Here is a 7649-nt window from a genome sequence, read left to right on the forward strand (position 1 = left end):
TCCACAAAGAGATTTTGGGTTAACTCTTCGGCAAGCTCTTTATKGTGTACTTTCTTATAGGCAACCTGATATACCTTTTGCCAGTACCGCAAATACATCTCCTTAAACGCATGCTGGCAACTTCCTTTGAAAAGAACAATTAATTCGTCATCAGATAAGAGCCTGTAATCCATGAATTTAATGTCTGCTTAAAACAAATTTAACAATATAATTCAAACAGTGACACAAAATTTTTACACTTAATATATTGCTATACGGTGTGACCTGAGCATATACGGACTTACGTCTGACATGCCGGCCTGTTGGAAGCTAATTGCCTTGGAAGGTTTTAAAGGCATATGGCAATCAATACAATTGGTTTTTACCATAGCGTTTTCCAATGTTTTTTGTGTATGCTTTATGGTAGCATGACAACTTATACATTTTTTTGAATACAATGTTAAGCTTCCTTTGTTCTGATCATGCGGGCTATGGCACGTTGAACATTCGAGCGAATTACTTTTAGTAAAACATTTACTCCCCTCAAGCATCTGGTTTTGCTGGCCGTGAACATCGAGTTGGGATTCCTGAGCCGATGAAACATGCGCGTAATATTGTTTAATATCTTCTCCTGGCTTAAAAGAAAATGTAGATTTCAGTAACTCTGCATCATTACCGGAATGACAAATGCCACATGCATCAACTCTTTGTTTCCTTGTAAGTGTTTTATAAAGCACCATAAATTTAGCTTCCTTCTCATCAGGATTTTTTAAATGGAATTCAACATGTTTACCTGCTGGCCCATGGCAGCGCTCACAATCAATTCCATAAACAAGAGAAGATTTCAACATTTCGTGCGAAACAATTAAACTGCCATTATTTGCCTTGTTACTTTCTATAAAGGAGCTATGACATTCTAAGCATCGTGAGTCTATTATCCTTCCAAAATCCGGGTTGCTTGTTCGCAGACCCGGACTGTTAGCCCATCCATTTATTTGATTAAAAAAAGAGAGTGGAAGTTGTCTTAATATATTCCCTCTCCATGAGGCATAGGTATAAGCATTTTTACCTGCCCCAATAGCAATATCAAATCTTTTAGCCAGATCTTCTTTTCCATTAAAATAAACAACCTGATAGGTACCACTATCTCTTTTTTCTATGGCAACTTTTAAGTTTTTATCATACTCATAAGACATTGGACACATGTTTTTGCACCTGCAATGGATGTTTCTGTTGCTTTCATATTTTTGGAGGTATCCATACATTGGGAGAATAGAATCACCAAAATAGCTATAGTACTGAACACAAGGAGTAAACGTCCTTTACGCTTCATAATTTAATTTGCAATTACATTTGTCTAATAAATTGAAGGTAATTAAAATTAAAATAACCTGTATCTGCCAAAACCTTTATACTTTGTTTCCCTGCTTTGAGTGGAATATTCTTTATTTCTATTGTTTTAAAAGTTGTTAATCCGCCTGTGTTGGATACCGTGATTTCTTTTGCGATTAAGGCTCCGTCAGAAGCTAAAGAAATCCTTCCCTTCGTATTATCTGAAGCGACATTTAATTTAATAGTATATATTCCTTTTTTTTCTAGATCAACAGTATACTGAAGCCACTCTCCTGATTCAATATTATTAACGTAATAAGATTCATATTTGGCACTGTCTTTTGCAATATCCACCCCATCATTTCTATAAATTCTTCCTTTGTTTCCTGCAGTATATTTTCCGGTAGAGACGTGATAGTCTGCCGTATCTTTATCAAAATAGGCAGCGCCGTTTCTGCCCAAATCGTAATCAACTGCATTCACAGTAGTAGTTTTTCCAATAATATGCTTTTTAAATGGCTTGGTTTCTGCAGAAAAAGGCTGACGGATCATTGCGTCAATTACATCATAATGGATAATTGTATTTTCAAGTCTTGCGTAAGTAGCAAGCTCCATTAAACCACTATAAACATTACTTTCTTTAGGTTTATTTCCATTTCCATTTATATAACTTACRACATCATTATAGTTCAGGTTAGATTTTATTTCCATTGGATTGTTGGCCCCAACTTTCTTTAGCGGCCACCATGCCCAACCAATATTATTAGTTTCAAATAAGCGAATGGCCTCGGTAAACCAAACATTTGAATTCTCTCCTGTCTCACCTAACCAAACAGGAATATTATACTGATCTCTTGTCTTGATCATATTTTCCGCCGATGCCTGATCATTATAGCTCCAGTATTTATGAAAGCTTAGAACCATATTATTGTCCCAAGGAGGAAGAATGCCATTATAATTATTTCCCCAGCCATTACCTTCAATTATAATAATGTGTTTTTTATCAACCTCTCTTATTGCTTTTGTGATATCAACCATTAATTTCTTTAATGGCTCATTCTTTTTTTCATTTATTCCATTCTTGTCTTTTGCAAGGTCCTCAAATCCCCAGTTAGGTTCGTTTATGATATCATATGCTCCAATCCAGGGTTCATTGACATATCGCTCTGCTAACTTCCTCCATAAAGCTATCGTTTTTTCCTGATTAGCAGGACTATCCCATAGTGACGGTTTTGAAGGGTCTCGATCTGAAATATTTAAATCATTTCCCTGTCCACCAGGTGCTGCATGAAGATCCAAAATTAAATACATCTGATTTGCCTTGCACCATGAAAGTAAAGAGTCTGTCATCGCAAATCCCTTGTCTAGCCAGGTATTTTGTCCCTTCACAGATTCTTTTTCAATAGGTAATGTATAAAGGTTATAATGCATTGGTAACCTGATTGAGTTAAAGCCCCATGCTTTCATTGAATCTACATCAATCTTTCTGGTATGATTGGCAAGCCACAGATCATAAAATTCCTGGGTTTGTTTCGCCCCCATTAACTCTTCAATTCTTTCCCGAATACGATATTGCTGACCTTCTTTATTTATTTTTAACATGTAACCCTCCTGGAGCATCCATCCCCCAAGACCAACTCCTCTTAATAATACATTCTCGCCCTTTTCATTTACAATCTTCTTTCCATCTGCCCTTAAAAAGCCCTGTGCCAAGCCAGACGTGGAATACAAAACAGATACCGCTATTATAAAAAATAGCCTGACTAATGTTAATTTTTGAAACATAAAAAGAGTATAAGTTAAATTGTGTGTTAAAGTTATTTTGAGGATATATTACCAGATATAGGTTGCAACATCACCATTGCCAATCGTATCGCTTAGTAATTTACCATTAAAGCTAATATTAAATGTTTGTGCATTCTTTCCACTATTGGCAATTATTAGTACTTTTTTTCCGTCAGGAGTTTTAAATGCAACATTAGAAAGCTCTTTGGGCTCGCTGGAAGCAATTCGCAGAGAACCAGGGCGAACAAATTTAGATGCATGCGCTATCGAATAATAGGCTAGGTTCCTTGTCACTTTATCTTCATCTATCGTAACTGCGCCCTGGCACATCGGGCATCCTCCTCTATCCGTAAAAGGTTTATTTTCAGGATCTGCTGCTAAATTCCATTCTAAAACATTTCTGCTCCAGTTTCTGGTAGCTCCTATAATGAGTCTTTTAATTGGTGATAAAATGTTGATCCTATTTTCGTTTGGATCTTCAATAACCATTTGTTCTGTAAAATAAATATTCTTGTCAGGATAGGCATTGTGCACATCTGTTAATGCCTCAATTTCTCCGCCGTAAAGATGAAAAGCAGACCCATCAATGTATTTCCTGGCATCAGGATCATTTAGAATCGTAATTGGATAATCAGGACGATCCGCATTATGGTCATATATAATAATCTTTGTCTTTAAACCGGCTTTCTGGAAAGCGGGTCCAAGGTTATTCTTAATAAAGATTGCCTGGTCAGGTGCCACCATCAGCAGGCTTGGGTTATTGCCAGGATGAAGTGGTTCATTTTGAATAGTAACAGCATCTATATGAATTCCTTCTTTACCCATATCCTGAATATACCTGACAAAGTATTTTGCATAAGCTTCATAAAATTCAGGTTTTAACATCCCCCCTCTTGCATCATAAGATGTTTTCATCCATAGCGGTGGCGACCAGGGCGACCCCATTATTTTGATATTTGGATTGATAGAAAGTATTTCTTTCATTACAGGAATTACATCTATTCGATCGGGACCCAATTCAAATTTGGTTTGCTCCAAATCTGTTTCTCCCTCAGCTAAATCATTATATGAAAATACTTTCTCATTTAGATCTGAGGCACCGATGGTCAGTCGTATATAGCTAACCCCAATATTATTACCATCAGTAGCAAATAATTCCTTTAACAAAGCTGCCCTTGCTTTAGGGCTCATTTTAATGAGATGTTGGGCGCTTCCTCCAGTTAACGCATAGCCAAAACCATCAATTGATTGGAAAGACTCTTTCTCATCAACTACAATGGTTGGATTGTTATTTTTTATGCCCGCAAATTTCAATATTCTTTTCTGTTTGGTAAATAGAACTGATTTATCTGCTTTTGTAAGCCATAGGCTCACATCATTTTGAGCATTTGCGACAAATGAAACAAATGTAATAACCAGCCCTAGAATTGAACTGAGCTTTTTTGATCTCATAATTATTAAGTGATGTATATTAGAAAACAGAAATAAGAGGTGGATGTCTTATCCACCTCTTAGCGCATTATTTAGTACCACCCCACTCTTTACTCTGAACTATCTTTGTATTATTTAGTTCACCATTTGGAATAGGTAATGTTTCATTTTTTCCGGCCACAAAACCTTTAAAGGCCAGTTTAGCAGGTGCAAGTCCCCAACGCACAAGATCAAACCAGCGCTGTCCTTCAGCTGCTAGTTCAATACGTCTTTCTTTTATTATATTATCCATGGTAACGTCCACTGGTTTCAATCCAACTCTGGCTCTTACTGCATTTAAAGCAGCATAAGCTCTGCTTCCTGCTCCAACAGCTCCTCCACTTTTCAATACAGCTTCAGCTTCCATTAAGTAAGTGTCGGCCAAACGTATTTCATAAAGATTATAAGGGAAGTTAAGTTCAAGCTGTCCGCTATTGGCTTTGGTGGATACTCTGCCAGCATACTTTTCAACAAAATAACCAGTATTATCGTTGGCGTGTTTATAAGTTACAATACCGGCCTTTTCAAGACTATCTAAATTTGCAACTGTTGGTTTATTACGAGGATCGAAGTGAATGAGTGCAAAGAACTCTTTAGTAAATGGCATAACACTCCATCCGGAAACATAATCCGGAGCTTTGTCAGGAATTAGAATATTGTAGTTCCGAGGGCCCGACATAATCCCAGCTACATTACCTTCGCCACTACCAACATTACCCCAGCCCATATTTGAAGTGCTGTTATAGGAAATCTCAAGAATGGATTCGGAATTGAATTTATTAGCGAGTTTATACAAGTCCTCAAACTTGCTCATTAGCACATAACCATATTTACTAGGCGTAGTACCGGGCGAAGGACCGTTTACATCTGCAAATTCAGTAGCGGCATCAGCAAATTTTTCCTGCCAAAGGTATACCTTACCGAGTACTGCATGAGCCGCTCCCTGGGTTAACCTTCCACCTTCAGTGTTTCTTGGAACCGTTAACGGAAGATTGGGGATAGCTTCTTTTAAATCCAATTCAATTTGTTTGTATACATCAGCAGGAGGAACCTGTAGGACATTATACCAATCACTCGTTTCAACGGGTTTTAAAATAAGGGGTATGTTCTTAAATATCCGAACCAGGTCGAAATAAAAGATAGCTCTTAAAGCTTTTGCTTCTGCAATATATCTGTTTTTGGTACTGGCATCCATTTGAATCTCCTCTACCTTTTGTAAAAATATATTGGCCCTATAAACCCCGGTAAAGCCTTTACCCCACAGATAACTTGGTGCTCCGGATAATGAACTTACTGTATAGTTATTCATTGCCTGCAGATCACCAAGATCAGATGGGGAATCACCTCCAGCGTAGTGATCATCAGACCCGGAAGAAAAAATATTTAGCTTGGTTAAATAGCCACCAGACTGGTTTCCAAATTGATCATACACCGAGATCAAACTACTAAAAGCCTGTTCAGGAGTTTTATAATAATTAGATTCAAGTATTCTTTCTCTGGGATTTACATCCAGATCCTTTTTACATGATCCCATGAATTGCGCTCCAATAAAAAGAGCAGCTATATATGTTAATTTATTTTTCATTTTGATGTTTATTAAAATCCAACATTTAATCCAACCATAAACGAACGTGCCTGCGGATAGATTCCTTTATCAACTCCAAATACAGTTCCTCCAATTTCAGGATCATACCCTGTGTACTTAGTTATGGTAAAAAGGTTTTCACTCATTACATAAACACGTACTTTTTGCGCACCAATTTTTTGAATTACATTTTTAGGAATGTTATATCCAAGCTGTAATGTTTTTAATCTGAAATAATCTCCTTTTTCAAGATATCTTCTTGTGAAATTAGTGTTGTTTTTGTTGTCGTCCTTTTCAACAACTCTTGGTATGGTAGTCGAAGGATTTGTAGGCGTCCAACGATTTAGGATGTCAGTTTGCCAGTTAGCAAATGTTACATCTAAACGACGTAAGCCTTGAAATATCATATTGCCACCTGCTCCACTTCCAAACACTACAAAATCAAAGTTCTTATAGGCCATATTTATTGTTAGGCCATAAGTATATTTTGGAATCGGGCTTCCCAGATATGTCCTATCTGCTGCCTCAATCTGATTATCGCCATTTAAATTCGCGAACTTAACATCTCCGGGTTTTGCATTAGGCTGCAGCTTAGTTCCCCCTGGTCCRACATAACTATCAATTTCCGCTTGATTTTGAAAAATGCCAAGTGTTTCGTAACCATAGAATTCATTGAAAGAGTGCCCTATTCCTGTTCGGGTAATATTGCCCATACCCTGAAAGCTTTGGGCTTCATCTTCAATAAATAATTTACCTGTGGCAAGTTTAGTTACTTTGTTTTTTAAGAAGGAAACATTTCCATTTACGCCAAGGTTAAATTCTCCGAATGTTTTACGATATCCAAGTTCAAGTTCCAAACCCTTATTTTCCATATCTCCAATGTTTTGGGCTGGGGCTCCAGCTACACCTAGATAGCTTGGGGGTGTTGGATACTGAAGTACTCCAACTGTTTTCTTTTTATAAACGTCAAAGGCCAAAGTAAAGTTGGTGAATATAGTGGCATCAAAACCTAATGTTGTCTGGCGGGTTTCTTCCCATTTCAAATCCGGATTAGAAGGGGCTGCCGGGCTCCATCCTATTGAGCTGACATCTGTAGTTCCAAAAGTATAGTTCCGTCCACTTGAAACCAGGGCATTGTAAGCAAAATTGGAAATTTGATCATTACCTGTTACACCGTAACCCCCACGGATTTTAAAGAAATTTATAACGTTATTTTCCTTCCAGAAATTCTCTTTAGTAGGCACCCATCCTAATGAAAATGAAGGGAAGTATCCGAACTTATTGTTATCACCAAAACGCGATGAACCATCTCTTCTGATAATACCGGTAAAGAGGTATTTTTCGTCATAATTATAAGATATACGAGAAAATAAAGAGTTAACTTTATGAACTGTCCCATCGTTTCCATCTGCAGTTCTGTCTGCACTAACTGGTTTATAATTTAAATTTGCTTCTTCAAAGTTATTTGCAATAATATTGTTGAATGTCACATTTAAAG

The 7649-nt window shown here is 37.1% G+C and carries 5 protein-coding genes; all 5 read right to left on the bottom strand.

Going from position 1 to position 7649, the window contains the following annotated elements:
* Window positions 1–239: 239 nt before the first annotated feature.
* On the bottom strand, window positions 240–1175 hold the full coding sequence (locus AC1DG9_RS21020) for a multiheme c-type cytochrome (protein ID WP_477635182.1): 936 nt from the start codon (window positions 1173–1175) through the stop codon (window positions 240–242).
* A 151-nt stretch (window positions 1176–1326) separates the two neighbouring features.
* Window positions 1327–3096 carry a cellulase family glycosylhydrolase gene (locus AC1DG9_RS21025; RefSeq protein WP_288880980.1) on the bottom strand — a complete coding sequence of 590 codons (1770 nt, stop codon included), beginning with the start codon at window positions 3094–3096 and terminating at the stop codon, window positions 1327–1329.
* A 48-nt stretch (window positions 3097–3144) separates the two neighbouring features.
* Window positions 3145–4548, bottom strand: coding sequence for a glycoside hydrolase family 30 protein (locus AC1DG9_RS21030; protein ID WP_288880982.1), 1404 nt, complete (start codon window positions 4546–4548; stop codon window positions 3145–3147).
* 67 nt (window positions 4549–4615) lie between these two features.
* Window positions 4616–6151 carry a RagB/SusD family nutrient uptake outer membrane protein gene (locus tag AC1DG9_RS21035; protein ID WP_172659577.1) on the bottom strand — a complete coding sequence of 512 codons (1536 nt, stop codon included), beginning with the start codon at window positions 6149–6151 and terminating at the stop codon, window positions 4616–4618.
* Window positions 6152–6162: 11 nt separating this feature from the next.
* The coding region (locus AC1DG9_RS21040; protein WP_477635183.1) for a SusC/RagA family TonB-linked outer membrane protein at window positions 6163–7649 on the bottom strand (1487 nt) is incomplete at its 5' end.

Source organism: Pedobacter sp. 05L430 (genome assembly GCF_056397585.1).

Coding starts and splice junctions, on each gene's coding strand:
- AC1DG9_RS21020 (WP_477635182.1), bottom strand. CDS start 1,175: ATGTCTTATGAGTATGATAAAAACTTAAAAGTTGCCATAGAAAAAAGA.
- AC1DG9_RS21030 (WP_288880982.1), bottom strand. CDS start 4,548: ATGAGATCAAAAAAGCTCAGTTCAATTCTAGGGCTGGTTATTACATTT.
- AC1DG9_RS21035 (WP_172659577.1), bottom strand. CDS start 6,151: ATGAAAAATAAATTAACATATATAGCTGCTCTTTTTATTGGAGCGCAA.